The organism is Fibrobacter sp. UWS1 (genome assembly GCF_002300445.1).
Taxonomy (GTDB): domain Bacteria; phylum Fibrobacterota; class Fibrobacteria; order Fibrobacterales; family Fibrobacteraceae; genus Hallerella; species Hallerella intestinalis.
On the sequence record NZ_NSGW01000002.1, the window covers coordinates 847,950 to 874,237 of the forward strand.

At 51.3% G+C, this 26,288-nt stretch carries 25 protein-coding genes; 15 read left to right on the forward strand and 10 right to left on the reverse strand.

Features of this window, described 5'->3' with window-relative positions:
* Positions 1 to 14 precede the first annotated feature (14 nt).
* Positions 15 to 3,164: a GH116 family glycosyl hydrolase gene (locus tag BGX14_RS13935; RefSeq protein WP_095880203.1), complete on the reverse strand. Its 3,150-nt coding sequence runs from the start codon at positions 3,162 to 3,164 to the stop codon at positions 15 to 17.
* 62 nt (positions 3,165 to 3,226) lie between these two features.
* Here BGX14_RS13935 and purN point away from each other — a divergent pair, with 62 nt between their 5' ends.
* Together purN and BGX14_RS13945 are read left to right on the forward strand one after the other, a co-directional pair.
* A complete protein-coding gene (purN, locus tag BGX14_RS13940; RefSeq protein ID WP_073306091.1) occupies positions 3,227 to 3,823 on the forward strand; it encodes a phosphoribosylglycinamide formyltransferase in 597 nt (198 codons plus the stop codon).
* 29 nt (positions 3,824 to 3,852) lie between these two features.
* A complete protein-coding gene (locus tag BGX14_RS13945) occupies positions 3,853 to 4,581 on the forward strand; it encodes a ribonuclease HII (RefSeq protein ID WP_073306094.1) in 729 nt (242 codons plus the stop codon).
* An 11-nt stretch (positions 4,582 to 4,592) separates the two neighbouring features.
* Here the strand turns inward: BGX14_RS13945 and BGX14_RS13950 are convergent, their stop codons facing one another.
* Complete coding sequence (locus tag BGX14_RS13950) at positions 4,593 to 5,294, reverse strand: 16S rRNA (uracil(1498)-N(3))-methyltransferase (protein WP_095880204.1); 702 nt, start codon at positions 5,292 to 5,294, stop codon at positions 4,593 to 4,595.
* 30 nt (positions 5,295 to 5,324) lie between these two features.
* Here BGX14_RS13950 and BGX14_RS13955 point away from each other — a divergent pair, with 30 nt between their 5' ends.
* A complete protein-coding gene (locus tag BGX14_RS13955; RefSeq protein ID WP_073306093.1) occupies positions 5,325 to 6,110 on the forward strand; it encodes an HAD-IIA family hydrolase in 786 nt (261 codons plus the stop codon).
* A gap of 94 nt (positions 6,111 to 6,204) precedes the next feature.
* Here BGX14_RS13955 and BGX14_RS13960 read toward each other — a convergent pair whose 3' ends face one another.
* The 3 genes from BGX14_RS13960 to BGX14_RS13970 all read right to left on the reverse strand — a co-directional run bounded on the left by BGX14_RS13960 (position 6,205) and on the right by BGX14_RS13970 (position 8,099).
* Positions 6,205 to 6,477: a hypothetical protein gene (locus BGX14_RS13960; RefSeq protein ID WP_143394267.1), complete on the reverse strand. Its 273-nt coding sequence runs from the start codon at positions 6,475 to 6,477 to the stop codon at positions 6,205 to 6,207.
* 165 nt (positions 6,478 to 6,642) lie between these two features.
* The gene (locus tag BGX14_RS13965) at positions 6,643 to 6,927 is read right to left on the reverse strand and encodes a hypothetical protein (RefSeq protein ID WP_143394268.1); all 285 of its coding nucleotides are present in this window, start codon (positions 6,925 to 6,927) and stop codon (positions 6,643 to 6,645) included.
* Positions 6,928 to 7,091: 164 nt separating this feature from the next.
* Entirely contained in the window at positions 7,092 to 8,099 is a 1,008-nt protein-coding gene (locus BGX14_RS13970; RefSeq protein WP_158223339.1) for an Rpn family recombination-promoting nuclease/putative transposase, read from the reverse strand.
* Between the two features lie 415 nt (positions 8,100 to 8,514).
* Here BGX14_RS13970 and BGX14_RS13975 point away from each other — a divergent pair, with 415 nt between their 5' ends.
* From BGX14_RS13975 to BGX14_RS16325, 7 genes are all read left to right on the forward strand, one after another.
* On the forward strand, positions 8,515 to 8,850 hold the full coding sequence (locus tag BGX14_RS13975) for a hypothetical protein (RefSeq protein WP_143394270.1): 336 nt from the start codon (positions 8,515 to 8,517) through the stop codon (positions 8,848 to 8,850).
* Positions 8,851 to 8,878: 28 nt separating this feature from the next.
* Positions 8,879 to 9,697 carry an IS3 family transposase gene (locus tag BGX14_RS13980; protein WP_095880209.1) on the forward strand — a complete coding sequence of 273 codons (819 nt, stop codon included), beginning with the start codon at positions 8,879 to 8,881 and terminating at the stop codon, positions 9,695 to 9,697.
* A gap of 196 nt (positions 9,698 to 9,893) precedes the next feature.
* Positions 9,894 to 10,799: a monofunctional biosynthetic peptidoglycan transglycosylase gene (gene mtgA / locus BGX14_RS13985; protein WP_158223340.1), complete on the forward strand. Its 906-nt coding sequence runs from the start codon at positions 9,894 to 9,896 to the stop codon at positions 10,797 to 10,799.
* A gap of 31 nt (positions 10,800 to 10,830) precedes the next feature.
* Positions 10,831 to 11,352 carry a nitroreductase family protein gene (locus BGX14_RS13990; RefSeq protein WP_078777082.1) on the forward strand — a complete coding sequence of 174 codons (522 nt, stop codon included), beginning with the start codon at positions 10,831 to 10,833 and terminating at the stop codon, positions 11,350 to 11,352.
* On the forward strand, positions 11,353 to 12,891 hold the full coding sequence (locus BGX14_RS13995) for a bifunctional UDP-sugar hydrolase/5'-nucleotidase (protein ID WP_095880211.1): 1,539 nt from the start codon (positions 11,353 to 11,355) through the stop codon (positions 12,889 to 12,891).
* Positions 12,892 to 12,975: 84 nt separating this feature from the next.
* The gene (purB, locus tag BGX14_RS14000; protein WP_073306233.1) at positions 12,976 to 14,418 is read left to right on the forward strand and encodes an adenylosuccinate lyase; all 1,443 of its coding nucleotides are present in this window, start codon (positions 12,976 to 12,978) and stop codon (positions 14,416 to 14,418) included.
* A gap of 38 nt (positions 14,419 to 14,456) precedes the next feature.
* A complete protein-coding gene (locus BGX14_RS16325) occupies positions 14,457 to 14,585 on the forward strand; it encodes a hypothetical protein (RefSeq protein WP_255404529.1) in 129 nt (42 codons plus the stop codon).
* A 151-nt stretch (positions 14,586 to 14,736) separates the two neighbouring features.
* On the opposite strand, the gene BGX14_RS14005 is transcribed toward BGX14_RS16325, so the two are convergent.
* Complete coding sequence (locus BGX14_RS14005; RefSeq protein WP_095878741.1) at positions 14,737 to 15,696, reverse strand: IS30 family transposase; 960 nt, start codon at positions 15,694 to 15,696, stop codon at positions 14,737 to 14,739.
* Positions 15,697 to 15,865: 169 nt separating this feature from the next.
* Between BGX14_RS14005 and BGX14_RS14010 the strand changes: the two genes are divergently transcribed.
* A complete protein-coding gene (locus tag BGX14_RS14010) occupies positions 15,866 to 17,791 on the forward strand; it encodes a SulP family inorganic anion transporter (RefSeq protein ID WP_095880379.1) in 1,926 nt (641 codons plus the stop codon).
* Positions 17,792 to 18,129: 338 nt separating this feature from the next.
* Here the strand turns inward: BGX14_RS14010 and gatA are convergent, their stop codons facing one another.
* Together gatA and BGX14_RS14020 are read right to left on the reverse strand one after the other, a co-directional pair.
* A complete protein-coding gene (gene gatA, locus BGX14_RS14015; protein ID WP_078777085.1) occupies positions 18,130 to 19,545 on the reverse strand; it encodes an Asp-tRNA(Asn)/Glu-tRNA(Gln) amidotransferase subunit GatA in 1,416 nt (471 codons plus the stop codon).
* Positions 19,545 to 19,871: a DUF4321 domain-containing protein gene (locus BGX14_RS14020; protein WP_073306224.1), complete on the reverse strand. Its 327-nt coding sequence runs from the start codon at positions 19,869 to 19,871 to the stop codon at positions 19,545 to 19,547. The genes gatA and BGX14_RS14020 overlap by 1 nt, the downstream gene beginning before the upstream one ends.
* Positions 19,872 to 20,013: 142 nt before the next feature.
* Here BGX14_RS14020 and thiC point away from each other — a divergent pair, with 142 nt between their 5' ends.
* From thiC to BGX14_RS14035, 3 genes are read left to right on the forward strand one after another with little or no spacing between them, the layout of a single operon-like run.
* A complete protein-coding gene (gene thiC, locus BGX14_RS14025) occupies positions 20,014 to 21,618 on the forward strand; it encodes a phosphomethylpyrimidine synthase ThiC (protein ID WP_095880212.1) in 1,605 nt (534 codons plus the stop codon).
* A 1-nt stretch (position 21,619) separates the two neighbouring features.
* Complete coding sequence (locus BGX14_RS14030) at positions 21,620 to 22,132, forward strand: hypothetical protein (protein WP_095880213.1); 513 nt, start codon at positions 21,620 to 21,622, stop codon at positions 22,130 to 22,132.
* Entirely contained in the window at positions 22,120 to 22,866 is a 747-nt protein-coding gene (locus BGX14_RS14035; RefSeq protein ID WP_233126561.1) for a hydroxymethylpyrimidine/phosphomethylpyrimidine kinase, read from the forward strand. The genes BGX14_RS14030 and BGX14_RS14035 overlap by 13 nt, the downstream gene beginning before the upstream one ends.
* Before the next feature lie 3 nt (positions 22,867 to 22,869).
* On the opposite strand, the gene BGX14_RS14040 is transcribed toward BGX14_RS14035, so the two are convergent.
* Together BGX14_RS14040 and BGX14_RS14050 are read right to left on the reverse strand one after the other, a co-directional pair.
* Complete coding sequence (locus BGX14_RS14040) at positions 22,870 to 23,349, reverse strand: hypothetical protein (protein ID WP_143394271.1); 480 nt, start codon at positions 23,347 to 23,349, stop codon at positions 22,870 to 22,872.
* Positions 23,350 to 23,537: 188 nt separating this feature from the next.
* On the reverse strand, positions 23,538 to 24,560 hold the full coding sequence (locus BGX14_RS14050) for a branched-chain amino acid aminotransferase (protein WP_095880380.1): 1,023 nt from the start codon (positions 24,558 to 24,560) through the stop codon (positions 23,538 to 23,540).
* Positions 24,561 to 24,802: 242 nt separating this feature from the next.
* Here BGX14_RS14050 and BGX14_RS14055 point away from each other — a divergent pair, with 242 nt between their 5' ends.
* Positions 24,803 to 26,287: a sialate O-acetylesterase gene (locus tag BGX14_RS14055; RefSeq protein ID WP_095880217.1), complete on the forward strand. Its 1,485-nt coding sequence runs from the start codon at positions 24,803 to 24,805 to the stop codon at positions 26,285 to 26,287.
* The last annotated feature ends 1 nt before the right edge of the window (position 26,288 follow it).

A 26,288-nucleotide genomic window follows, 5' to 3' on the forward strand; every position in this document is an offset into this window, starting at 1 on the left:
AGCCCTTTTTTCTGTTATTTCAAGGCGTCGAAGAGGGCGAACACCATGCCCGGGCGGAAATATTTTCCGGCGGTGTATTTGAGCGCCGTGCTGTGCAGGACGGTGAACAAATCCTCTTCAGCGATTTTGGCTTTTTTGGCGAGAGGGCCGTAGGCCTTTTTGAATGCGGCGAGATTCTTCGGAAGTTTGGGCGAAACCCGCTGGTCGGCGAGGAGTGCGCCCTTCTTGACGAGCTCGGCAATCAGCGTCTTGGCGGCGGTCGCCGAAACTCCAGCTTTGACAAGGACGTCTTCGTGGAGGCGGCAGCTTCCATTGAATCCTTCTGGAGCAGCGAACGGAATTTTCGCTTCTTCGTAAAGGTTCTGGATCATGCTGTTCACCATGTCGCGAGCCTTGTCAAATTCTTCGTGGAGAATCATACCGCTGGCAATGCTGTATTGGATGCCAATCCACACGTCGTGGGCCTGGAAGTTGAACTCGTCCAAAGGAGAACCGTCTTTGTGAACAAGATTCGCGGCACCGAGGAGTGGCGTGTTCGCTTTGTAATTCGTCTTGTAGATCCGATCCAAAGTTCGAGCGGCTTTGTCAAAATCGGTCAGCGGTTCCAGCCCGAGCAAGCGCAAGTAGGTGTCGGCGAGCATGGAGTCTGCAAACACATCGTCGCAATCCAATTCCAGCTTGGCCCGGAAGGATTCGGTGAAAGCTTCGGGAGCGGAACCGAGCAGAAATTCTTTTTTGAATTGGCGCAGTTCCCGCTTGGAGAGATTCACGTCGTCGGGAATTTCCGAGTAGTTTACCCAGTGGTTGAGTTCGCTCAGCTTTTGAGCGTCGGAACCGGAAAGGGGAATTTCGTCTGCGAGCGCTTCGACCACTTTGTCGAAATGTTCAAAGTTCACGTCCTTGGCTTCAATCGGAGTGGCAAAGAAATGGAAATAGCCTTCGTTTTCGTCCCAGAGCGCTTCGTGGAATTCCGCTTCGGCTTCGTCGGCTTTTTGGTTCCAGGCGATAGCGCGGGAACTGTCGCCGACGAGTTCGGCGATTTTTGCTGCCGCGCGGAGTCCGGCAATCCAGAGGGATCCGCAATAGACGGAAATGCCGTTGGAAGAAAGGTTGTCGAAGGTGTCGTCGGTGCCGTGGGTCAGCGGGAAATTCTGGCCTTCATCGACCATTTTTTCCAGATATTCCATGCAGGCATAGACCGCATCCTTGCAGGATTCCAGAACTTCTTTGTTCCCGGTGAATTTGTAATGACGGAGAACCATCAGAACGTATTTGGGGGCAAGGTCTTTCCATTCTTTAACGTTGTGCCAGTCGTAGGCGTCGGGTGCCGGGTCAAAAGGACTGCCGAGGTCATGGATGACGGCTCCGGTCACTGCGCGGGGGCCTTCGAGTTTGGCTTCCGGCAGATCGGCAAAGGGATGGTTTACATATTCGTGATGCCTGCGGACATTCGAATCGCTTGCCAGAATCGCGTCGGCGAAACGCTTCATCACGACGCCGTCCAGTCGGGGCATCAACGCCAGCAGAGAGAAGCTGCCGTAGAAGTAAACGTCAAGAGAATTGAAGAACGGATAGTCGGCGCATTCGCGAACGAGGAAATTGTCGTCTTTGTCCCAGACAGTCGCTTCGGGAATGAAGCTGAGAGTGTTCAAAGCCAGGCTGCGGAATTCCGCCTGCTTCTTTTTGTCTTTGGGGAAAAGTTTGGAAAGTGCTTTTTCGGGGGTGAGGGCGTGGAACGCTTCGCCGAAAGACTTTTCAAATTCGGCATCGAAGTTGAGAGCTTCGGAAAGCATCGCGCGGACTCGGCCATAAGGCTCCGGGAAGAACACCGTGTATTTTTTCAGATTTTCTTTGCCCTGGAAACGGATGTGGGCAAAATCGAGAACCGTGTTGAACTGCACCCGCGTTCTGGCGTGGGGTTTCAAACGGATGGTGACGGCGATGGCGCCGGCGACGGTTTCCCGACCGCTGTAAACGTTTTTCACAAAGGTCTTGGATACTCGACCGCTTTGCAGTGCGCCTGCGAGAACCGCCTCTTGGTCGTTCCGGTAAAAGAGCGGCTTTGTCGAAACGTTCACGTCGTCTTTGGGATTCCAGGCCACGCTGATTCCCATGCAGCCGTCAAAATCGCTTTCGGCAAGGGAAGCCTTGTTGTAAAACTCGACTCCCTTCACCTCTCGACCATCGGCGAGGGTTTCGTTAAATTCAACGCCCTGCGGATTTTTGGCGACGGGAACCAGAACAAACGAAGAATCCTGGACGCCTTCGCGAGCCTTGCGCACCTGGTAACCGCAGTAGTTTTCCTGCATCTGCACCAGGGTGATTTCCCGGACATCCTTTGTCGGGTTGTAAAGTTCATAGCGGACTGCGCTGACGGGCAGGCTCGAAAGGCGTTCGTTGTTCGGCAGGATGTAGCTGTATTGGTAACGGCTGATTTGGACGCCGGCATTTCCCAAAAATCTTGTGCGGGAAAGGGGATATTCCGCAGTATATTCCATCTTCTGCGCGTCGTATCCTTTTTCTCCCAGAAATTCGGTTTCGCATCCGAAAGCCGCGGTCAGCGCTCCTTTCCGTTCCACTTTTTCGCCGAGCTCGCCGTCAAAAAAGTCGATAAGGACGGCTCGGTTAAATTCCGGGGAAGTCGTCTTGCCCGCATCGATCATCGCCTGCGTGCGGGGGCTGAATTCCGTATGCCAGCGGTAAAGGGCGTCTTTGTTGGTTTCAAAAAATTTCTTGTCGGCGAGAATTTTTTCGATTTTTTTCAGAGTGTCCTTTTCGTTCTTTTCCGAAAAAAGCGGATTCCCATTAGCGTCCTTCAACACATAGAACTGATTCTTGCGGGAAAATTCAAAGAAATTGCGGATGGCGAGCGGGGCGTTCTTGCGGATGACGGATTCACGGAAAAAAACGTTTTGCAGACGCAGGTCGTCCGGATTTGTGGCGCGAATCTGGATGCCGGGAATGATGCCCGTGACCGGTGTCGTTCCTGCGGGCGTTGCCGTATAAGTGCTTCCGATGCCGCCGACGGCAATCCCTGTTGTTGCGGGAGTTGTGGTGAGCGGCGTGTACCACGGCTGAATAAATTCCACGGCGAGACCTTTGGTCATCAGCTCTTTCACGTTGCCGTTGAGTTTCGCGGATTCTAGATATTTATCAAATGTCATGACGAATGTTCCTATGGTTGATTTTATTGCAGAAGGGAATTTAGAAAAGTTATCTTTGCGGCATGTTTACTTTTGGCGTATTTGCTTCGGGTGGCGGCAGTAATTTCAAAGCCATCCTTTCCCATGCAAACGACGGATCTTTGGGTGGTGCTTGCCGTTTTTTGGTGACAAACAACGCTTCTTGTGGTGCAGTAAAAATTGCCGAGGAACAGGGCATTCCTGTTTTTCATATTTCTTCCAAGACGCATCCCGACAAGCGGGATTACGAAAAAGCCCTTTTGCAGGTCGTCCAAAAATTTCCCGTAGATTTTGTTGCGCTTTGCGGGTTTATGAAACGCATTCCGGATTCCTTTTTGCAAACGATGGAAAATCGCATTTTGAATGTGCACCCGTCTTTGCTTCCCAAATATGGCGGTGCCGGATTTTTTGGAATACACGTCCACGAAGCGGTCCTGGCGGCAAAAGAAAAAGAGTCGGGCGTCACCATCCATCTGGTTTCGAGCCAATACGATTCGGGCAGGATTTTGGCGCAGGTCAAAGTTCCCGTGATGCCTTCCGATTCACCGGAAGAATTGGCGAAGCGGGTTCTTGTGCAGGAACATCTTTTGTTTTGGAAAACGTTGAAAGATTACGCTGAAAATTTTTCCTCTGCTAAATAATTCAAAATTTGTTTTGGAACGCACTCGCGATGAAATGGAAATCTCCTGAATTTTTGAAAGGCGTGCAGTCGCCGATAGAGGGCGAGCGGGCTTTTCGGTCCGAGTATCCCCAAAAAATCATCATCGGCGTGGATGAAGTGGGCAGGGGGCCGTTGGCCGGTCCTGTCGTCGCTTGTGCAGCCGTGCTGAAAGAAGGGATTTTGGACAGCGCGTTGAAGGATTCCAAAAAATTGAGCCGCATCAAACGCGAAGCGATGTACGAACAGATTCAGTCGGAATGCCTGTGCTATGCGATTGCGAGCGCGAGCGTGAGGGAAATCGACCAGATGAATATTCTGGATGCGGATTTCTTGGCGATGCGCCGGGCTTTGAACGCATTGGGAGTGCAAGGTCTCGCTGTTTCGGAACCGGAATTGCCAATCGTTTCAAGCGGAAAACTGCCGTCTGGAATTCAGGTCGTCATTGCTGTCGATGGAAATTTGAAAATTCGAGGCGTTCCGCCAGAAACGCAAGTTGCCGTTGTGAAAGGGGACGCCCTTGTGGCGAGCATTTCGGCGGCGTCCATTTTGGCGAAGGTGTTTCGGGATCGCTACATGGATGCTCTGGCTTTAAAATATCCGGGCTACGCATTTGAAAAAAATGCGGGCTATGGAACGAAAGCGCATTTGGATGGAATTCGAAAATTCGGGATGACGCCGGAACATCGTCAAAGTTTTCATCCGAAAAGCCTGCAAGTCGAAATGGAACTTCGTGACTAGAGGGGAAAATTCTACACGCACTTGCCAATGCCGACAATGGCCGCAGTCCGTGCCCGCAGACGCGTTTTTCCAAGCCCTAGAATTTGTACGGAGCCGTTCGCGTAGTTTTTCACCAGTTCGATTTCTCGGGGGGAAAATCCGCCTTCGGGTCCTACCAGCAGCGTGGTTTCCTTCTCTAGCGTCGGCAGATTTCTTTCGCCGTCCATATCGCAAAGGACGATGTCCCCGCGGTAATTTTTTATCCATTCTTCCAACGGAACGGGGCCGCGGATTTCGGTAAGCCAGGCTTTCAGGGATTGTTTGAGGCTCACGGTGGCTTTGAGTTCACAACGCCGCACGACTTTTTGCAGATTGGAATCTTTGGGTTCCTCGGAATGTTCCGTCCGCAGCAAAGTGATGCTCGCGACTTCCATCTCTCCCACATGCAGGGCGATTTCTTCGTTGCTGTCGTCTTTGAGACAGGCGATTCCCAGATGCAGAAGCGGCTTGGGACGATTGGATTCCTTGATGCTTTCAACCCGGATTTCGCAGCAATGCGGATCCGCTTTTTCCACGATGCCCGTTGCCAAGTGTCCCTTGCCGTCGGTCAGTTGCAGAATGTCGCCGGGGCGAGCGCGGCAAACTCGAATGGCGTGCGCGCTTTCTTCGGCGGAAAGGGGAAGAACGCCTTTGGTGAGTTCGGGAACATAAAATCGGGTATCCGGAGATTTCATAGCTAAAAAATAAATTCTAAATTGTGCGCTATGAAGCGAATAAAGGCCGTTGTATTCGATTTGGACGGGACTCTCTACCTTTCGGGAAAGCCTTATCCGCAGGCTGTGCAGACCGTCCAGAAGGTAGCGCAAAAAGTTCCTGTCTATTACATGTCGAACAATACGAGCAAATCGCTGGTGTTTTACATGAACCGTCTTGTTCGCATGGGGCTCCCGTTGCAGAACAAGGACCGCATCCTTTCGGCGATGACCTTTGCCCTTTCGGAAATCCACAAGCGCGGCATCAAGAACGTCTATCTCTTTGCCAACCCGGAAGTTTCGGAATGGTTCGCCGCTGAAGATCCAATGCTCGACATCCATGCGCCCATGGATAAAACGGAATTGGTACTGGTCGCTTACCATTCTTCTTTCAATTATCGGGACCTGTGCGAAGTCTCGTGGCGACTGGAGCGGGGGGCGGATTTTTGGGTGACGCATTCGGATTTTGTCTGTCCCGACGAATTGGGGCCTGTGCCGGACATCGGTAGTTTTATGGCGATGTTCAAGGCGGCGACGGGGCGCGAACCTTCTCGCATTTTTGGAAAGCCGAATCCCGAAATGCTTTCGCCGCTGATGGAATTCGTGTCTCCCGAAGAGATTTTGATTGTCGGCGACCGTCTTTATACCGATTTTGAATTGGCGATTCGTTCGGGTTGCCATTTTGCTCTGGTTTTGTGCGGGGAAACGAAAGCGCGCGATGTGCAGCGCCTTGCTCGTCAGCCGGATATCATTGCTGAGCAGGTTTTTGATATCGACTTCGACAAGCTTATCGGCTGAGAGGAATTGCCTGTGGAGGGCTCTCGGCGCAATTGATGAGAGATGTTGCAAAAAAGCCCCGCACAAAGCGAGGCTTAAATTCTAAAAATATGAGTTACAAATTTCGGATTTCTTTTTCGGAAAGGCCAGAAACATTCGCGATGAGGTCTAGAGACGCTCCATTGTTTTTAAGCGCTTTCGCCATTTCCTTGCGGGCATTCAAATCACCGATTTCAATTCCTTCGGAACGTCCTCTTTCTAAGCCTATCCCGATACCTTTTTCAACGCCGATTCCGACGCCTTCCTCGTACTTGGCGGCGAGGGCCTTTTCTTCGGCGTCGGCGATGGTCTCGTAGCCGTAGGCTTCGGATGTCTTGATGAAGTCCATTTTGAGTTCCTCCTTTTCCTTTGAGGGGATCAATGCCTTCAAATATATAAATGTTTCCGTGATGAAGCTTTCCGCTTCTGCGCGAGGGAGTTCCAGCTTAATAAAGAGCTGAATGCCAATGAGAAAAGCCCCGCATAAAGCGAGGCTTGGATTTGAAAATGTGAATTATAGATTTTGAATTTCCTCTTCAGAAAGGCCAGAAACATTCGCGATGAGGTCTAGAGACACTCCATTGTTTTTAAGTGCTTTCGCCATTTCCCTGCGGGCATTTAAATCGTCAATTTCGATACCTTCGGAACGTACTTCTTCCCGTCCCCTTTCCATACCGATTACAATACCTTCCTCACGGCCATACTCAACACCTTCCTCGTACTTGGCGGCGAGTTCTTTCTCTTCAGCCTCGGCGATGATCTCGTAGCCGTAGGCTTCCGACGCGGTGATGAAATCCATGCGAAGTTCCTCCTTCTGTGTGCTGTTCAGCCAGCGTTTCAAATATAGAAACGTTTCTGTGACGAAGCTTTCCGCCTCCTCTCGGAGGAGTTTCGGCATAATAAAGAGCTGAATGCCAATAAGAAAAGCCCCGCACAAAGCGAGGCCTAAGTTGGAAATAGGAATTACAAGTTTTGGATTTCATCTTCAGAAAGGCCAGAAACATTCGCGATGAGGTCTAGAGACGCTCCATTGTTTTTAAGCGCTTTCGCCATTTCCTTGCGGGCATTCAAATCACCGATTTCAATTCCTTCGGAACGTCCTCTTTCCAAGCCTATCCCGATACCTTTTTCAACGCCGATTCCGACGCCTTCCTCGTACTTGGCGGCGAGGGCCTTTTCTTCGGCGTCGGCGATGGTCTCGTAGCCGTAGGCTTCGGATGTCTTGATGAAGTCCATTTTGAGTTCCTCCTTTTCCTTTGAGGGGATCAATGCCTTCAAATATATAAATGTTTCCGTGATGAAGCTTTCCGCTTCTGTGCGAGGGAGTTCCTTGAGCGTTCGGATGGCCGTTTGCAAGTGCGCGTGCATCGCCTTGCTGTGGAACACGTATTTCATCGCCACGAGGGCGAGCGCGATTTTCGGGGAGAGCTTCCCGATTTCCTCCGGAGCGAAGGCGTTTCCGATATCGACGAGTTCTAGCCTGAACGGCAATCCGATGTTCCGGTAGTATTTCGGATAGTTTGGGAACATCGTTTTATTTTCCAGATTCCAGCTTTCCCTGCCGTTGTAGAAGACGATGGCGACGGTCGGGATGTTCCTCTGGTTTTTCGCCATGATGTGATACCAGTACTTGACGAGCTGAGCAATGATGTTCGGGTCCTTTGAGGACTTGTGCTCCTCGAGGATGCCGACGAGGAGGTCGGCATCGCGCGCCTTGTTGTGGTCGGAAACTTCGCTGTCTGTGATTTTGACGGTGAACGCCAGGTCCGCATAGCCGAAACTTTCCGTGTCGCTGAAGGATTCGGAGATTTCCGTGAGGGTCGAGAGGTCCACGGTCTTCAGGAATTCGGCGAGGCTTTCGTTGTGCCTGGCGGCGAGCTTCAGGAGTTCCGCGGCGCGTTCCGGAGCCTTGAAGACGGAGCGGAAGTAGGAATCGTGCCCGGTGCGGGCGTTTGCGTTGTTTTCTTTCATGGATTTCCTTTTTGGAATGCGGACTTCCCCAAATGAAAGCCCATGATGTACAACGCGCGAACGGGCGATTTTAGGAAAATTTTTTTGTAAAAAGTTTTTTTGCAAGGCATTTCCTCGAGGATAGTCGCGCTCCGCTCGCAATGATGGTGAAAATTGTTCGGGGTGATGTGGAAAACCGCTTGCCATCTCGCTGCAACGGAAGAATATTCGCTGAAAAGTGAAAACAAAATATTTTTCTAAAATTTGTGTCAAATAGAAAGATTGAGGAAAAATGGCTTACTCTTTTTTAAATCTTGCGGAAGATGTCCTAAAAACCGCTGCGGCAAAGGATTAAACCGGTCGGAAATTTTTAGACGGTAAAAGCGCGGTTCCTTAGTTGAAAAAAATAGATTCAACTCAAGAAAAGGAACTCAAAATGGACAACAAGGACCTGAAGGCGGCAAGTAGCCGCACAAGCATCAACGAGACCGCGAAACGCACCCGCAGGGTGCTTGACGACGCATTCAAGGCGAAGGTCGCCCTGGCCGCCCTCAAGGAAGACAAGACCCTCGGTGGACTCTCCGCCGAGTTCGGCGTGCACGCCAACATGATCAGCCAATGGAAACAGGAACTGATCAAGAACGCCTCGGTGGTCTTCAGCGGCCCCAAGAAGGAAAAGCAGCGCATCGAGGAACTCGAGAAGGACGTCGAGGAAGCCAATACGCTCATCGGCAAGAAGGAGCGCGACATCGAGTTCCTAAAAAAAATTTGAAGAAATTGGGACTTCTGTAAGGAAGGGCATGGTGGAGCGCCAGGACGCCGAATACACGGTCACGGAACAGTGCGAGCTGCTGGGCATCTCCCGCAGCGGAGTCTACTACGTACCGACGGTGTCCGAACGCAAGATCGAAATCATGAACTATATGGACGAAATCTACACGGACGCCCCGACATCGGGGCAGCGTAAGATACAGACCGAACTGGAGAAGACCTACGGAATCAAGGCGGGGCGGGATCTCATCCGCACGCTCATGCGCAAGATGGGCCTCCGCGCCATCCATCCGGGTCCCCGCACGACCGTGCCGAACGCGACGCATCGGAAGTATCCCTACCTGCTTCGGGGCGTGAAAGTAACGCATGTGAACCAGGAGTGGAGTACCGACATCACCTACATCCGGCTCAAGCACGGGTTCGTGTACCTGACCGCGATTATCGACTGGTACAGCCGCCGGATACTCGCATGGAGGCTCTCAAACTCGCTGTCGTCGGACTTTTGCGTGGATGTGCTTCTGGAGGCCGTAGGCAAGTACGGTTGGCCGGAGGTGTTCAATACCGATCAGGGTTCGCAATACACTTCCGAGAAGTTTACGAAGTGCTTCGAGGACGAGGGCTGCACGGCGAAGCTGTCTATGGACGGCAAGGGCCGTTCACTGGATAACGTGTATATCGAGAGGTTCTGGCGAACGCTCAAGTACGAGGACATTTATCTGAAAGGCTACATGGACATGAAGGAGTGCTTCAAGGGAATCAAGGCATTCATCGACAGGTATAACGATCGTCGCAGGCACTCTTCCCTCGTATTGCCCGTTTTTTTGGACAAGAACCCGGTCATTTTTTAGAAGAAGTATTGGCGGAAACCGACAGCTCCGCACGAAAGGACGAAATCTAGTTTTTTCATTTTTTCCTGCTTCGAAATCCAAGGCGGGCAAGAAAATGGCGTAATGTACGTTTTTTTGTGAAAATCCGGAAGCGGAAACGGGCGAAAAAAATTTTGGAACGCCTCCGCTTGAATCCAGAATATTATATAATTGCTCCGTGCGAAAATTTCGTGTTAAACAATCCGTTCTCGATTTTTGGAATCGAATCCCGCCTCAAAAGCGCAAGGCGATCGGTATTGTCGGCTGTGTTTTCAAGTGGATATACCGCATCTTGAATCGGATTATCCGGTTGGTGCTGCTTTCCCTGACGCTTTATGCCATTGCCTTTACCCTGGTCGCTTCGTTTCTTTTATACAGGGCGTTTTTGTATGGTTACGAAATCTATGACAACGTGAAGACTCTGGAATACGAAAATCCCGAAATGAGCCGCTACATGGATGCGCTTGTCGATTCGAACCCGAACGTGAAATTGAAGCACCGCTTTGTTCCTTTGGACAGCATCAGCCCGCATTTGCGGAAGGCGGTCATTGCGAGCGAGGACGCGGGATTTTATTACCATCCGGGATTTGACGTGCGAGCGATTGCTGAGGCTTTGGATGCGAACCGCTATTACGGGAAAACGAAATTCGGCGGCAGCACGATTACGCAGCAGCTCGCCAAGAATCTTTTCCTTTCCGGGGAACGCTCGTGGGAACGGAAGTTCAAGGAGCTCGCCTATGCGCTTTTGATGGAGAAGATGCTCGGCAAGGATCGCATTTTGGAACTTTATTTGAATTACGCGCAATGGGGAAAGACGATTTTTGGCTGTGAAGCGGCAAGTCAGGAGTATTTTAAAAAGAGCGCGTTCAAGCTGAATCTGGACCAGGCTATCAATATGGCGGCGGTTCTCGCAAGCCCGGGCAAGCACAATCCGAATGCGCGTTATAGTCGCTTTATGGCGAGTCGCCGGACTGTGATTTATCAGAACATGTTCCCGAAGCGCGACAGTCTGAAGGTGGACAGCCTGAAGGAATTGAATGCCCCGCCGGAAGAGGCGAAGGCTGCCCTTCCCATTGCGGAATAGTGCTTTGGGGAATATTGAAAAAGGAGTTTCGATGTCGTTTATCGATTTGGTCAAATCCCGTTACAGCTGCCGGAAATTTTTGGCGCAGGCTGTGGAAAGGGAAAAATTGCAGATGGTGCTGGAATCCGGGCGCCTTGCTCCGACGGCGCTGAATCATCAGCCGGTTAAAATTTTTGTTATCCAGTCGGAAGAAGCACTGGCGAAGTTGCGTGGAGTGACTCGGATGGCATACAATGCGCCTGCCGTTTTGATGGTCTGCTATGACAGGGAGCAGTGCTACCGCGCGCGGAATTACAACGACGACCATGAATGCGGCGACTTGGATGCGAGCATTGTCGCGACGACGATGATGATGCAGGCGACGGAACTCGGGCTAGCCACGTTGTTTGCCCGCGGATTCAATGCGGTGGAAATTGCGCGGACTTTTGAACTTCCCGAAAATTGGAAGGTGAGCTGCCTTTTGGATTTGGGATATGCCGATCCGAACGAGGGCGGCCCTTCGCCACGGCATTCCGTGCGCAAGTCCATGCCGGAATTCGCCGAAGAACTTTAAATGTTTGGACGCCAGATTTTTGCGTTGCTTGGCGTTTGCGCGCTGCTTTTTTGTTGTGAAAAGGAAAACGCTTCGCCGAAAAAAGAGCGCAGTATTGTGGTCGTCTATGAAAACGACGTGCATTGTCAAGGCGAGGGCTATGCGAAATTCGCCGCCGTTCGCGATGCCGTGCGGGATACGGCGGATGTCCTCACCGTTACGTCGGGAGATTTTTTACAGGGCGGCGCTTTTTGCGGCATGACGAAGGGGGCGAGCGTCGTGGCGTTGATGAATGCCGTAGGCTATGACGCTGTCGCTTTGGGAAACCACGAGTTCGACTATAAAATTCCGCGGCTTCTGGAAGTGGCGGGTTCTTTGAATGCCCCCGTGGTTTGCTCCAATTTTGAACGGGAAAATTTGCCGGTGTTTTCTCCCTCGGTTTTAAAACGGGTCGGCGATAAAACCGTTGCGTTTGTCGGAGTGCTCACTCCTCATACCGAGTTCGCGGAATCCTATGCTTTTCATGATACGCTGCTCCGCAAATTTTATCGGGTTCCCGCAAAAGGGTTGGCGCAAAAAGTGCAGTCGGCGGTGGATGCGGCAAGGCGGGACGGTGCTGACTATGTCCTTCTGCTTTCGCATTTGGGAATGGAACCGCCGACGACTTCTGTCGATTTGATTCGGAATACGACAGGCATCCATGCCGTTCTGGATGGGCATTCCCATTCCGTTATCCGGGAACGCTTTGTACAAAACAAGACGGACGACAGCGTTCTCCTTTCGCAGACGGGCTCGCATTTTAAAAATGTCGGGCTGCTGGATATTTCCCCGGAGGGGATTTTCCGTTCTCGCTTGTTGCCGCTGGACAGTGTGAAATCTGCCAGTGAAAAAGTGTCGGCGGTTTACGACAGCATTTTGGCGGACGCTTCGCGGCGATGGGAAGGAAAAATTGCTTACTCTGATTTTGCTTTGATGATTGAAGATTCGGGCGGCGATCGTGCCGTGCGGAATGCCGAAACGAATCTGGGCGATTTTGTTGCCGATGCCATGCGCTTTGCTACGGGGGCGCAGATCGCTCTTGTGAACGGCGGCGCTATCCGGAAGTCCATTCCGGCGGGAAGCGTTCGTTATCGAGATGTTTTGGATGCGATGCCGTTTGAAAACGAGATGCTTTTGATCCGGGCACGCGGCGGGGAAATCCTGGGCGCTATTCGGGAAGGGCTTTCAAAATGGCCTGCGGAATTTGGCGGCTTTTTGCAAGTGTCGGGCCTGCGAATTTTCCTTTCGGTGGGGGATTCGCTTCGTCTGGAAAGAGTGGAGGTGGAGCAGGACGGAGCTTTTGTTGCCTTGGATTCTGCGGCGTTCTATACGGTGGGGCTTTCTTCGTATGTCGCCTATGCCGGGGAGGAAATCGTCTCGTTTCGCCAAAGCGAAAGGATGCCTTGTCGGATTTTGACGGACACCGAAGCCATGGAACGTTTTATGGAAAATCTCGGAGGAAAAATACCGGACGTTTATCGCGCGCCACAAGGGCGGATTCTTTTTCAGAGGATGCGCTGAAAATTTTGCCTGCCGTCGAGAGGATTGGGATTTGATTCTCTTCTTTTTTCTAAATTAAAACACAAAATTCAAAAAGGAAATTTTATGCGTGATCAATTTGAAAGCCCGCTCATCAAGCGTTATTCCAGCAAGGAAATGAGTTATATCTTCAGCCCGCAGTACAAGTTCCAGACTTGGCGCAAACTGTGGATTTTTCTTGCCGAATCCGAAATGGAACTGGGACTTCCGATTACGCAGGAACAGGTGGACGAATTGAAAGCCCATGCGACGGACATCAACTTCGATGTGGCGGAAGCCGAAGAAAAACGCCGCCGCCACGATGTGATGAGCCACGTTTACGCTTACGGCGTGCAATGCCCGAAGGCTAAAGGAATCATTCATCTGGGGGCGACTTCCGCTTTTGTGGGCGACAATACCGATTTGATCCAGATGCAGCAGGCGATGATTCTGGTGCGGAAGCGGCTTTGCCGCGTGATGGACAAGCTCTCCAAATTCGCCATGGAATACAAGGACATGCCCCAACTCGGTGCAACGCATTTTCAGGCGGCGCAGCTCACGACCGTCGGCAAGCGCGCTTGCCTTTGGCTTCAGGACATGCTGATAGATTTGGAAGAATTGAATTTCCTCATCGAAGTGCTTCCGTTCCGCGGTGTCAAGGGAACGACGGGAACGCAGGCCAGCTTTATGGATCTCTTCAACGGCGACGAAGAAAAAATCATGGAACTGGATCGCCGTGTCACAGCCAAGGCGGGATTCAAGCGCGTTCTTACCATCACCGGGCAGACTTACACCCGCAAGTGGGACAATCGCGTGAATCAGACCCTCTGCTCCATCGCCCAGTCGCTGCACAAGTTCGCTACCGATATGCGCCTCATGCAGGGCAACAAAGAAGTGGAAGAACCCTTTGAAAAAACGCAGATCGGCTCGTCGGCTATGGCTTACAAGCGCAATCCCATGCGTTCCGAAAGAATCTGTTCCTTGGCCCGTTTTGTCATGGCGCAGGTGAACAGCACCGCATTCACCCAGGCGACGCAATGGTTCGAACGTACTCTGGACGACAGCGCCAACAAGCGTCTGGCCATTCCCGAAGCATTCCTTGCCATGGATGCCATGCTGATTATCGCGGAAAATGTCACGAATGGGCTTGTGGTTTATCCGAAGGTGATTGAAAAACGCATCATGGCGGAACTTCCCTTTATGGCTACAGAAAACATCATTATGGAAGGAGTTAAAAATGGCGGCGACCGTCAGGAACTCCATGAAGAAATCCGCGTGATGTCTATGGAAGCGGGCAAAGTGGTCAAGGAACAGGGCAAGGACAACGACCTTTTGGAACGCGTACTGAAAAATGAAAAATTCCAGAAGCTCGGCATTACGGAAGAAAAGCTGAAAGAAATTCTCGACTTGAAGAAGTTCGTGGGGCGCGCTCCCGGTCAGGTGAAGAAATTCGTTTCGGAAGAAGTCCGCCCGGCGATTGATGCCGTTCCGAATTGGGACAACTTGGATGCCGGTGAATTAAAAGTCTAGGCAACCTCTAAAAATTATTTTGGCAACCGTGCTTCGACTTGTTCGACAAGCAGGTGCTGAAGCTGTTGATGCTCACCAACCGGCACGATGCCACGAGCCGTTTTTTGCCCGGGATGATGAATGGCATGATGCCAAAACGGACTTTGGGAACATTCCAAAGCGCATAAACGGATTGAATTACAATTTATGATGGGGGCATATCTTCGTCATTCCGAAGCGGGTTCGTTGAAAGTTAGGAGAGGAAAGTTGGAAACATAGGAGAAACGGCTCTCTGAAAAAACTTTCTGTAAACAGGCGGATTTTCGTCGCTAACGCGACTTAGGTTTGTAGTTTAACTTGCGTATAAATATACTCTAAAGGGGTCATAAAGTCAAGCCTTTTTCGAGGCCTGTTGTTCAGTTTATCCTGTATCCAGCGAACTTTCCGGGGAGAGATTCCCTTGAACGACTCCTTCTTGGGAAGATATTGGCGTATTAGACCGTTCATGTTCTCGTTGGCACCGCGCTCCCAGGAGTGGTACGGGTTCGCAAAGTAGTAATCCGCCTTCATAGCTTTCGCTATTTCTGCGTGACAGGCGAACTCCTTCCCGTTGTCCGAAGTGATTGTGAGAATCTTGACTTCGAACGTTTTCTCAAAGTCCTTCAGCGCCCTCACAAGCGTTCTCTTCAGGTCTTTCGCGTTCTTCGTCGGAAGATACCTTATCAGGCTGTAATTCGTCATCCTGTCGTTGATCGTGAGCAGGTTCGCGTCATGGTCCGCGCTGTTTATCAGGTCTATCTCGATGTCGCCTACGCGTGATTTCTCGTCCACGATTGCCGGACGTTCCTCGATGGGCACGCGGCCTACAATCTGGCCTCTCTTGTCCTTCTTCTCCCCGCGCTTACGGTATGGTTTCTTGCCGTGCCGCAAGTGCTTCTTCAGGTCCTCGTCCTTGTTCACATGCCTGTATATCGTGGCGACGCTAGGGACACCCATCCCATCGAGTTTCGCGCGTCCGTTCACCTGTTCGGGAGAGTAGTCTTCCTTGATTTTCCCGTCCACGATTTTCCAGTCGTCCTCGTCGTAGTCGTAATGCAGGTGACTTGTCGCGGCAAGGAGGTCTGCCCGTTCCTGCGACTTGACCGGGTCGTAATGCTGGCGGCCGCCGCCCCTGTTTAGTTCCCTGTAGATTGTGGATTTGTGGACCTTCAGCTGCAAGGCTATGTTTTTCGGGGGGATCTTTGCCGCATTGAGCGCTCGTATTTCGTATCTTTGTGCTTGGTTGAGACTCACCGCCATGTCCTTTTTTGGTAGAATCGGCAAGGTAGAAAAGTTTCGGCCAGGTTCCCCAGGGGCTAGCCCTAGGGAACTTTTTTTCTTCCCGATTCAACCTATATCAGTCGCATTGACGGTGAAAATTCGCGACACTTTAAAACAAAACGGCTTTTTCCTACATTTGGCGGCACCTATGCCAAAGCTGCCTCATTATTCTCCAGAACTTTTTAAGCAACTCCGAAAGGGTTACACCAAGCAGAATTTTACCAAAGACCTGATGTCCGGCTTGATTGTCGGCATTTTGGCTTTGCCTTTGGCGATTGCGTTTGCGATTGCGTCAGGAGTGGGACCGGAAAAGGGACTTTACACGGCGATTATCGCTGGTTTTGCCATTTCGTTTTTTGGCGGAAGCCGTTTTCAGATAGGCGGGCCGACAGGGGCGTTCATCGTTATCGTCTATGGCATCGTGGCGCAGTATGGTTATGACGGTCTGGCGACAGCGACTTTGATGGCGGGAGTGTTCCTGGTGATTTTCGGGCTGGCGAAACTCGGGGGCATCATCAAGTTCATTCCTTTTCCGGTGACGGTCGGTTTTACGGCGGGAATCGCTATCATTATCGCTCTGGGCCAGGTGCCGAATTTTTTGGGGTTGCAGTTTTTGTCCGGCGTGAAGGAACCTGCGGACGCTCTCGGAAAAATCGTCCTTTATGCGAAGTCTTTGGAAACGACGAATTTGTATGCGGTGGTTGTCGGCCTGTTTTCCCTTGGAATCTGCATCTTTTTTCCCAAGCTGACGACAAAAGTTCCGGGGTCGCTTATTGCGATTATCGGCGCTACCGCTTTGGTGAAAATTTTGGGTTGGGATGCTGAAGAATACGGCGTTATGACAATCGGTTCCAAAAATTCCATCCCGACGGGTTTTCCGACGCCGCACTTGCCCAATATCAGTTTGGAAATGATGCGGCAGGTGTTCCAGCCGGCGCTCACCATCGCGATCCTCGGAGCGATCGAATCCCTGCTTTCTGCAGTTGTCGCCGACGGCATGACGGGCACCCGCCATCGTTCCAATACGGAGCTGGTCGGTCAGGGAATTGCCAATGTCCTTTCTCCGATTTTTGGAGGCATTCCGGCGACGGGGGCGATTGCCCGAACGGCGACCAATATCCGCAATGGTGCGATAAGCCCGATTTCGGGGCTTGTCCATGCGGTGATTCTCCTTTTGATTATGCTGATTTTTGGCAAATACGCCGAGATGATTCCGATGGCGGCTCTGGCGGCGGTGCTTTTTCAGGTGGCGTTCAATATGTGCGGCTACAAAAACTTTTTCAAATTGCTGAAAGGCGCGCCGAAAAGCGACGTGTCGGTGCTTCTCGTGACTTTCGTACTCACCGTGGTGATGGATTTGACGATTGCGATTGAAGTCGGCGTGTTGCTGGCGGCTATTCTCTTTATTCGCCGGATGTCCGATGTCGCGGAAGTGGCATGCGTTACGGAAGATTTGAGTCAGGACGACGAAGAGCTTGCCGACCCGAATAATATCGCAAGCCGTCATGTTCCGCATGGCGTTGCCGTTTTTGAAATCATGGGTTCGCTTTTCTTTGGCGCGGTGGAAAAATTCAAGACCGCTCTCGATATGACGAACAGCCATCCGGACATTTTGATTCTCCGGATGCGCCAGGTCCCCTCCATCGATGCTGCCGGTGAGCAGATGATCGAGGGCTTGCTCGCCAAGTGCCGAGAACAGGGAACGCGCCTGTTGCTTTCGGGTGTGCATTCCCAGCCGATTGTCGCCCTTTCCAAGTCGGGGCTTCTCAAGGAAATCGGGGAACAGAATGTGCTCGCCAATATCGATGCGGCACTCAACCGCGCCCGGGAACTTTTGGGCCTTCCGATTGTCGTTGCTGAACCGACCGTGCCTAGCGTCGAATGGGAACGTCATGTGCAGCAGCCCTGGATCCCCGAAAACGCCAACGCGAAAATTGCGGAAGAAACGACGGAAGTGATAGCCGAAACCGTGTCCGAAGTGAAAATTGCCGAAATTCCCAAGGCGGAGAGCGAAAAGAAGGATTCCTTCCGGATGATGATGCGCAAGATTTTCCCGTGGTATGGGAAAAAGTAGTCGAGAATTTTCGAGGCTTGAACTTCAAAAATTCGCTTTTGCCGACTTTCGCTGGGGAAATTATATACATCTTCTATCAAATACGCTCAATTATTTTTTTTAACGAGGTATTTTCTTTCACAGGGTGAACTCGGTTATCAGTTATTAGTTTTCAGTTGTCAGTTTCAACTCCCAACTCCCAACTTTTAACCGGTCCCTGAGCCTGTCGAAGGGCAAGCAAATCGGGTAGAATTTTATCTATAAGTCCCTTTTGAATGAACAACACGCAGATCATTCAAACAAATAAAAACCCCGAAAGTGAAATCCAGCTTTCGGGGTTTGTTTTTTTTACGAAGATACTAGCGGAATTTTTCGGCGGCTGCGGCAATCGAAAGCAATTCCGTTTCGGCATAAGGCTTGCCAATCCATTGGATGTTCACCGGCAAGTTTTCCGCTTGCCCGCAGGGAACGGAAATTCCGGGAAGCCCGGCAAGGTTCAAACTGACCGTGTAAATATCGGAAAGGTACATCGCCATCGGGTCGCTTTCGCCTTCGCCACGCTTGAGCGGAAGGCCGGGCATCACCGGGGAAGCGATGACGTCGCAATTTTCAAAGGCGCGCGTGAAGTCGTTGGAAATCAGGCGGCGGACTTTTTGCGCTTGTACATAATAGGCGTCGAAAAAGCCGGAACTCAAGACGTAGGAACCCAGCATGATGCGGCGTTGCACTTCTTTGCCGAACGCTTCGCTGCGGGACATGGCGTAAAGGTCGTAGAGATTTTTGGCTTCTTTGCTGCGGTAGGTGTAGCGCACACCGTCAAAGCGGGAAAGATTGCTCGACGCTTCGGCGGTGGCAATGATGTAGTAGCTGGCCACGGCGTAGCTGATGTTCGGCATGGAGATTTCTTTTAGGACGGCTCCTTCCGATTCCGCTTTTTTCAGAACGTTTTCGATGGCGGCTTTGCAGCCGGAGTCCAGGCCTTCGGCAAAGTATTCCTTGGGAACGCCGATGACTTTTCCCTTCAGGCTTTCCCCGATTTTTTGTCCGAAATTTTCGGCGGGGCGCGGGCTGGTCGTGTTGTCGTGCGCATCCTGTCCACAGATCGCGGAAAGAACGGTGGCGGCATCCTGCACGTTTGTGGAAAGCGGACCGATTTGATCGAGGCTCGAAGCGTAGGCGATAAGGCCGTAACGGGATACGCGACCGTAAGTCGGTTTTAGACCGACGATGCCGGTGCAGGCAGCAGGCTGGCGAATGGATCCGCCGGTATCGCTTCCGAGGGCGACAGGAACTGTTCCCGTCGCGACGGCGACAGCAGAACCGCCCGACGAGCCACCCGGAACGCGGGTTTTATCGACGGGGTTTTCCACGGCTCCAAAAAAGGAGGATTCGTTGGAGGAACCCATGGCAAATTCGTCCATGTTCGTTTTGCCGACGATGATGGCACCTTGGGATTCGAGCTTTTGAACGGCAGTCGCCGTGTAGGGCGAAACGAAGTTCTCCAAAATTTTGGAGGCTGCCGTGGTGCGCGTTCCTTCGAGGCAAAGATTGTCTTTGATGGCGACAGGGATGCCGTCGAGTTCTCCGAGAAGCTTTCCCTGTTTCCGGCGCTCGTCGCTTTCTTTGGCTTTGGCGAGGGCGCGCTCTGCCAAAACGGAAATGTAGGCGTTCAGCCCTTTGCTCTTTTCGATTTCGCCAAGGGATTCTTCGGCGAGTTTTTCCGCCGTGGTTTTTCCGCTTTCGAGTGCGGCTTTCAATTCTTGGATCGTTTTCATTAGCGTTCTCCGGACCATTTCATAATGTAAAGGCCAACCACGAGGCCGACCAGACTCATCACGTTCAATTTGAGAGCCAGACCAAAGGAAATCTTAATCATGTAAAGGTCTAGCACAAAGGGCTTCATCGTGTTTCCGTCCCCGGTATTGAACGCCCAGAAGGGCTTCACAAAGAAATTGTGTACGATATTGTTGTAGCCGCCGGCATTCATCAGTTCGCCGAGTTTTCCAAAAACGAACCCGAAGCATTCGCCCAGAACGCCGCCGATGATAAGGCCGAGAATTACAAAGAGAAGAAGTCTTCCAAAGCTAGAATTGCGAGTCATAGGATTCCTGAAGTTTATCGGAAATATAGTAAAAATCGCTTATAGGCTTTTTGTTTTCTATATTGGGGGCCGGGGTGCCCGCGTCCGCGGGCTGAGATTATACCCTTGGAACTTGGTTCGTCATGGAACAAAAGGATTTTATATGGCAGAAGCGTCTCCCTTTTTCAACCCGTTTCCTCAGTCTCAACGCATTTACGTTTCTGGAAAAATGTATCCCGACATCAAGGTGGGAATGCGGGAAATCCGCTTGGACGATCCGAAATGTCCTGTGCTTCCGGTTTACGATACGAGCGGTCCCTACGGCGACCCCGCTAAAAAAATCGATCTCGAAAAAGGCATTGAAAAATTGCGCGCTCCCTGGATTGCGGAACGCCTGCAAAAAGACGGTCGCCACAAGACGCAAATGGAATATGCGAAAGAGGGGATCATCACCCGGGAAATGGAGTATGTCGCCATCCGTGAAAATCAAAAGATGGATGAAATTTTCGGCGGAACGGGAACGGAAATTACTCCGGAATTTGTGCGCAGCGAAGTCGCTTCGGGCAGGGCTATCATCCCGAGCAACGTGAATCACCCGGAATGCGAACCGATGATTATCGGACGGCATTTTCTAACGAAAATCAATTCGAATATCGGCAATTCCGCTGTGGCGTCTTCCATTGAAAAGGAAGTGGAGAAGATGGTCTGGTCGGTGCATTGGGGCGCCGATACGGTGATGGACCTTTCGACGGGAAAGGACATCCACGCCACGCGCGAGTGGATTTTGCGGAACAGTCCGGTTCCTATTGGAACGGTTCCGATGTATCAGGCTCTGGAAAAAGTGAACGGCGTTGCAGACGACCTGACTTGGGAAGTTTTCCGCGATACCTTGATTGAACAGGCGGAACAGGGCGTCGATTATTTTACGATTCATGCGGGGCTTCTTTTGAAATTCGTGCCGCTGGCTTTGAAGCGGACGGCGGGCATTGTGAGCCGCGGCGGTTCCATTATCGCCCGCTGGTGCATGACGCACAATCAGGAAAGTTTCCTCTACACGCATTTTGAAGAAATCTGCGACATCTTGGCAAAATATGACGTGTGCGTTTCTTTGGGCGACGGCTTGCGCCCGGGTGCCATTGCCGATGCGAACGATGCCGCGCAGTTTGCGGAATTGGACACGCTGGGTGAATTGACGGAAATCGCCTGGAAAAAAGGCGTGCAGGTGATTATCGAAGGCCCGGGCCATGTTCCCATGCAGAAAATTCGCGAGAACATGGAACGCCAGGAGGAAAAATGTCATCAGGCTCCCTTCTATACGCTGGGGCCTCTTACGACGGACATCGCTCCGGGTTACGACCACATCACTTCGGCAATCGGGGCGGCGATGATCGGCTGGTTCGGAACGGCGATGCTCTGCTATGTGACACCCAAGGAACATTTGGGACTTCCGGACAGGGACGATGTGCGCGAAGGCGTGGTGACGTACAAATTGGCGGCTCATGCGGCGGATTTGGCGAAGGGGCATTTTGCCGCGCATTTCCGGGATGATGCTCTGTCTCGTGCACGCTTCGATTTTCGCTGGAAGGACCAGTTCGCTTTGTCTTTGGATCCGGAACGCGCCATGGAATTTCATGACGAAACCTTGCCGGGGAATGGGGCGAAAGAATCGCATTTCTGCTCGATGTGCGGACCGAAATTCTGCTCCATGCGTATTTCCAAAGACATCCTGCAATTTGTAAAAACAGGAAAATTAGATATGGAGAAGTAAAATGCAGTATATTCTCTTCACTAGTGCAGAGAGTTTTGTCGACGAAGTCGATTTAATTGAAAAAATCTTCGCTAATGATGTAGACTATCTGTATGTGCAGAAACCATATATGAACGACCGTCTGCTTGAACGGTTCCTTCTTTCGATTCCAGAAGAAATCCGAATGAAGACGTTTCTTTGCGGCTCACCGAGTATGGCTCAGGAATTCAGCCTCGCCGGATTCCATCAGCCGATGGAATGGTTCGTTCAGAATGGTGGAGCCGCGCTGAGAGCTTCGGGACTTTTAAGTGTCGAAGTGGAATATTTGCGGGATTTGGAAAAGCTTTCCCCGGAATTGCGTTCCAAAATTTTCCAGGTGGTAGTGAAGAATAAACCGGAAAGGGTTCCGGAAAATGTCTTTGTCGCTTGCGATGCCACAGAGCTATCGGATGATGAACCTAACAGGGCGATTGTCTCGGGAATCTGGGAATTCGCCGACTCGGTTTCCGCTTGGAGGCGCTTATGTCTAAAATGACCTATGCCATGACAATCGCAGGCTTCGATGGAAGTGGCGGCGCAGGGATCTTGGCCGATATCAAAACGATGCGGGATTTTGGAGTGTACGGCTGTTCTGTTTGTACCGCTTTGACGGTGCAAAACGAACTGTCTTTTGCGGCCCCGGGATTTCTCCCATGGGAACGCATCCGTGTGCAACTCGATAAGCTTCGGGAAGTGCGCGAATACAAGTTCATCAAAATCGGACTTGTGCAAGATGCGGAAATGCTCCAGAAAATTGTTGAATGGATACGCCAGAATAATTCCGATGCGTTTGTCATTTGGGATCCGATCATGGGAGCGACGACCGGTTTCCGCTTTTTCGCCGATGATGATGCGGACAGGTTCTTACCGGTATTTTCGCAGCTCGATTTGATTACGCCGAACCAGTATGAGTACGCCTATCTGGGCTTGGGTGTCGCTGACAGCCGCAAGGAACTTCTGGTTGGAAAAAAGACCTCCATTCTGCTGAAGGGAGGTCATGCGGAAGGGGAAGATTCCACCGATACGCTTTGGCACGAAGGAAAGATTTTCAAATTCACTTCGAAGCGTTTTGTCGGAGTCGATAAGCACGGCTCGGGCTGTACGCTTTCGTCGGCGATCCTCGCCAATGTGGCGCTTGGAAAGTCCTTGCCGGAATCTTGCCAGGCTGCCAAACTTTATATCGAAAAGTTTTTGGCAGGCGGGGAAGGCCGAGTCGGCTGGGTCGACTAAAGCCTAGTTGTTATCGTCTTCAAGTTGATCCTTGATCGAGTTGAAGATCGGATCCCAGAGAGATGGACCGCCTTGTTTCGGATACACATAGGTGAGTTCTTGGGTGTTCATCCAGGCTTTGAGCTTGGTCACCTTGATCACGCATGAAGATTCGTCTCCCGAAACGCTTACCCAGAATTTGATGTACTGGTTGTTTTCCATGTTGCGTTTCTGGTCATCGCGTTGGGTGTAACTTGCGACCGTGTACTTTTCGGTGACCATCTTTCCGTTTTCCGGATCATCTTTGGCAAGGGCAACCTTGTTGTCGGCGAAGGTCTTCTTGGTGGCTTCGTAGCAGGCAGCGGAAGAATATTCGAACGAACGGGTCATGTATTCGTCGTAGAGAGTCGGATCGTCGAGCATTTTCTTGGGCTGCATCATGGCACAACCGCTGAAGAAGGTTGCCGTCGCGAGAGCGAATCCGAGAAAGGCTTTCTTTTTCATTTTTGTCTCCGGGAATTGGGTGTTTTTTTTGAAAATGTACGAAAAAAAACGGCTTTGTCAACAAAAAACTTATGATAAGTGCCGCTTTTCGAAGAAAAACAAAAATCCCGTGGAATTTTCCACGGGAATCTTTTTTTTCCGTCGTTGCGGACGTTTTGCCCGCTGCGAGGATTTTTAGATTTTTTGAATTACAGGTCTACGACTTCAGTCCAGCCGAACGGATCCGGAGCTTCACCGAACTGGATTGCGGTGTACTTCGTAAAGAGTTCCGTGCAGACCGGACCCGGATTCACGCCGTCGCCGTAGGTAAACGTCTTGTTCGCAACGGGGTCCACGATTTTCTTGATCGGAGTGATGACCGCGGCGGTGCCGCATTCGGCGGTTTCGCTGAACTCGGCGAGCTCTTCAAAAGGAACCTGCCGGCGTTCCACCTTGTATCCAAGATGTTCGGCTAGCTGTTGCAGGCTCTTGTTGGTAATCGAAGGCAGAATCGACTCGGACTTTGGCGTGACATAAGTGTTGCCTTTAATGCCAAAGAAGTTTGCCGGTCCGCATTCGTCGATGTATTTCTTTTCCTTCGCGTCCAAATAGATGGTGCTGGAGTATCCCAGTTTTTTGGCTTCGGCAAGGGAGAGCAGGCTTGCCGCATAGTTGCCGCCGACTTTGACGGTGCCCGTTCCCTGGGGAGCGGCGCGGTCGTAGTTCCGGCTGATCATCATATCGACAGGCTTGAATCCATCCTTGAAGTAGGGACCTACCGGAGTCACGAACATCAGAAGCAGGTATTCGTCCGAGGGCTTCACGCCGACTTCCGGGCTCATGCCGATGAGCAAAGGACGAATGTAAAGAGTGGCACCAAATCCGTAGGGGGGAACAAAACGCTTGTTCGCTTTGACCACGGTATGCACCATTTCGCGGAACAGTTCAACGGGGGGCACGGCCATCAGAACCCGGTTTGCCGTATTCTGAATCCGCTTGGCATTTTCTTCTACCCGGAAAATGCGGACTTTGCCGTCTTTGCCTGTGTAAGCCTTCAGTCCTTCAAAACCTTCTTGGCCATAATGCAAGCAAGTTGCGGCCATGTGAATGCTGATGTCTTTGGAAGAGGAAACTTCGATTTTTCCCCACTGTCCGTTCCGGTAGTAGCAGCGGACATTGTAGTCGGTATCGTAGTAACCGAATGGGAGCGTCTTCCAATCAACTGTATTCAAATCGACTTGCATAATTTGCGACCTTTTGTTTTAGCGTCACCTTGACGCCGAAAGAAAAATACACATTTTATGGGAAATTGGCACGATGCAATATGAATTGCGGCGGGATGCGACAAGAATCATTTCTTTCGCTGTGGATTTTTTATCCATGCAAACTGGCTGCGGATGATGTCGCCGGACTTTGGAGGAGAATATCTTTTGGCAAAAGACGATTTTAGAAGTCGCCAAAAGAGGATTGGAAAATGAAATTGGATTTTTCGTCGGGATTTTTGTCCGCTGTATGCACCATTTTGGGGGCCGTTTCGTTTTTGACGGCTGCTCCGGACCCGAATTTTCATATCTATATCGCATACGGACAGTCCAATATGGCGGGTGCGGGGGAAATTCGGAAAGGCATCGACGATGTAGAGCATCCCCGCTATAAGATGTATGCGACAACGGCCTGCACCCAGCTTGGTCGTCCGAATGTCGGCGCGCTGTATCCGGCGATTCCCCCGATGTTCCATTGCGGCGAAGGGCTTTCCATCGCGGACTGGTTTGGCCGGTATATGGCGGACAGTCTTCCCGGGGTGACTGTTGCGGTAATTCCTGTGGCGGTGGGAGGCACAAAAATCGAGCTTTTTGACAAGGACAAATATGCGGAGTATCTGGCGGGAGAAGCGTCCTGGCTTGTCAACTGGGCAAAGGATTATGGTACCGATGGCAACGCCCATGCGCGAATTGTCGAAGTCGCTCAAGAAGCGATGAAAGAGGGGGTGATCAAGGGGTTTATTTTTCACCAGGGCGAATCGGGCGCGATGTCCGGAAATGACTGGCAAAGCGAGGTCAAGAAAACTCGCGACGATATTTTGAATGCGCTGAATTTAAGTGCCGACACGGTTCCGTTTCTTGCCGGTGAAATGGAAGATTCCGATGCGGGCGGTTGCTGTTATGGTTTTGCGCTGAACCAGGTGGGAAATTTGCCGAATATCATGGAGAATACCTATGTCGTCAAATCGACCGGATTAAAGGGAAACGGCAAGGATTCGTATCATTTCAGCAGCGAATCTTACCAGGAATTCGGATTGCGCTATGCGCAGAAAATGCTGGAGGTGATGCACAAAACGACGGTGGTCGTGCCGCAGGAACCTTTTGGCGGAAAAAGGGTGACGCTCCCCGGAAGAATCGAAGCGGAAAATTACGATTTGGGCGGGCAAAACAAGGCCTACTACGATTCGGATTTGAAAAATGAAGGCGGCAAATATCGCGATGACGGCGTGGATATTGATACGATTCCCGCAGGAGGGTATGCGGTCGGGTACACGAGAAAGGGCGAGTGGTTGAAGTATTCCGTCGAAGCTCCTTTGGCGGGCGATTTTGAAGTCTCAGTCCATGTGGCGACGGGCAGCACGGCTGCGGGCATTGCCGTCTTTGTCGATGAAAGGATTTTGGGCGATAGCGTTCCAGTGGAAAAAACGGGCGAGGACTGGTCTTCGTATCAAATGGTTTCCGTCGGAAAATTAACGCTACCGGCGGGAAATCACGAAATCAAATTGCTCGTCACCGGGGATTATGTGAACATCGACTACTTGGATTTTTCGCTCTGTGTGGATTCGACGACGGCCATTCGAAGCGGGCGTCAAATTCATGAACAGGCAAAGGATAAAAGGCTCCGCTTTGACGGGCAGAAAGTCTATCTTCAAAAGAACGGGAAGAAGTTCGACTTGCTGGGCATTCAAATCAAGTAGC